The sequence below is a fragment of the Streptomyces sparsus genome (assembly GCF_054776295.1).
This window is the reverse complement of record NZ_BAAHCA010000850.1, coordinates 1-2,137: the sequence shown is the minus strand read 5'-3', so window position 1 is coordinate 2,137 and position 2,137 is coordinate 1. Positions and strand designations below refer to the sequence as shown.

Below are 2,137 nucleotides of genomic sequence, written 5' to 3'. Positions count from 1 at the left end.
CGCTGCGCCCCGGCACTTCCGCGCCGGGGCGTGGCCGGGCGGGCGCGGCGCGACCGAACCGGCGACGTGTTCGCCGAGAGCGATCCCGGTCGTGTACCTGCCGGTAGAAGCGCCCGAAGTGTCGCCCTTGCGGCGGTACGACCCGGTACTCACCCCTCGGACCCCGGCCCGGCGTCCCACTGCCCGCCAACAAGTGCGAAGATGTTGTACCGGCAGGACAGGGGCCCGCTGAACCCGAAGGGCCGAAGCAAGAAGCGGCCGCACATACAGCCGCCGCCGGTCATAGCCGACCGGCTCCGGCGCACCCATGCATGGAGGACGTGACGTGGCGAACGACGCCAGCACCGTTTTCGACCTAGTGATCCTCGGAGGCGGTAGCGGCGGTTATGCCGCCGCCCTGCGAGCTTCGCAGCTGGGCCTGGACGTCGCCCTGATCGAGAAGGGCAAGGTCGGCGGCACCTGTCTGCACAACGGCTGCATCCCCACCAAAGCACTGCTGCACGCCGGCGAGGTCGCCGACGCCGCACGCAACAGCGACGAGTTCGGTGTCAAGGCCACGTTCGAGGGCATCGACATGGTCGCCGTGAACAAGTACAAGGACGGCGTCATCGCCGGCCTCTACAAGGGCCTCCAGGGCCTGATCGCCTCCCGCAAGATCACCTACGTGGAGGGTGAGGGTCGGCTGTCCTCCCCCACCTCGGTCGACGTGGACGGCACCCGTTACGAGGGCCGGCACATCCTGCTGGCCACCGGTTCGGTGCCGCGCTCGCTGCCGGGCCTGGAGATCGACGGCAACCGCATCATCTCCTCCGACCACGCGCTGGTCATGGACCGCGTGCCGCAGTCCGCGATCGTGCTCGGCGGCGGGGTCATCGGCGTCGAGTTCGCCTCCGCCTGGAAGTCCTTCGGCACCGACGTCACCATCGTCGAGGGTCTGCCGCACCTGGTGCCGGCCGAGGACGAGAACAGCTCGAAGCTGCTGGAGCGCGCCTTCCGCAAGCGGGGCATCAAGTTCTCCCTGGGCTCCTTCTTCGAGAAGGCCGAGTACACCGAGAACGGCGTCAAGGTCACCCTGGCCAACGGCAAGGAGTACGAGGCCGAGCTGCTGCTCGTCGCCATCGGCCGCGGCCCGGTCTCGCAGGGCCTGGGCTACGAGGAGGCCGGGGTCGAGATGGACCGCGGCTTCGTCCTCGCCGACGAGTACTGCCGGACGAACGTGCCGACCATCTCCGCGGTGGGCGACCTGATCCCCACCCTCCAGCTGGCCCACGTCGGCTTCGCCGAGGGCATCCTCGTCGCCGAGCGGCTGGCCGGCCAGAAGGTCGTCCCCATCGACTACGACGGTGTCCCCCGGGTCACCTACTGCCACCCCGAGGTCGCCTCGGTGGGCATCAGCGAGGCGAAGGCCAAGGAGGTGTACGGCGCCGACAAGGTCGTGACGCTGAAGTACAACCTGGGCGGCAACGGCAAGAGCAAGATCCTCAAGACCGCCGGCGAGATCAAGCTCGTCCAGGTGCGCGACGGTGCCGTGGTCGGCGTCCACATGGTCGGTGACCGGCTCGGCGAGCAGGTCGGCGAGGCACAGCTGATCTACAACTGGGAAGCGATGCCGTCCGAGGTCGCGCAGCTCATCCACGCCCACCCGACGCAGAACGAAGCCCTCGGCGAGGCGCACCTGGCCCTGGCCGGGAAGCCGCTGCACTCCCACGACTGAGCCGTCCGGGCGCGACGCAGGACCACATTCGTACCTTCCCGGGCTGGGCGAGTCCGCTCGGACCGGGGAGACCCCACCGTTAGGAGCAACCGAAACCATGGCGGTTTCCGTAACCCTTCCGGCGCTCGGCGAGAGCGTCACCGAGGGCACCGTCACCCGATGGCTCAAAGCCGAGGGTGAGCGCGTCGAGGCCGACGAGCCGCTGCTCGAGGTCTCCACCGACAAGGTCGACACCGAGATCCCGGCGCCGGTCGCCGGTGTGCTGTCGTCCATCAAGGTCGCCGAGGACGAGACTGTCGAGGTGGGCGCCGAGCTGGCGCTGATCGACGACGGTTCCGCCGCGGACGACGAGGCCGCCGCGCCGGCCGCCGAGCCGGCCCAGCAGTCCGAACCGGAGCCGCAGCAGGCGCAGCCCGAGCCGCA

2 protein-coding genes are annotated in these 2,137 nt (G+C 69.6%); both read left to right on the top strand.

The features are described 5' to 3' along the window. Positions 1-325 precede the first annotated feature (325 nt). On the top strand, positions 326-1,714 hold the full coding sequence (gene lpdA / locus ACYVE9_RS24135) for a dihydrolipoyl dehydrogenase (RefSeq protein WP_461030006.1): 1,389 nt from the start codon (positions 326-328) through the stop codon (positions 1,712-1,714). Between the two features lie 97 nt (positions 1,715-1,811). Beyond that, positions 1,812-2,137, top strand: a 326-nt coding sequence (locus tag ACYVE9_RS24130; protein WP_461030005.1) for a biotin/lipoyl-containing protein, incomplete at its 3' end; no start/stop codon positions are given.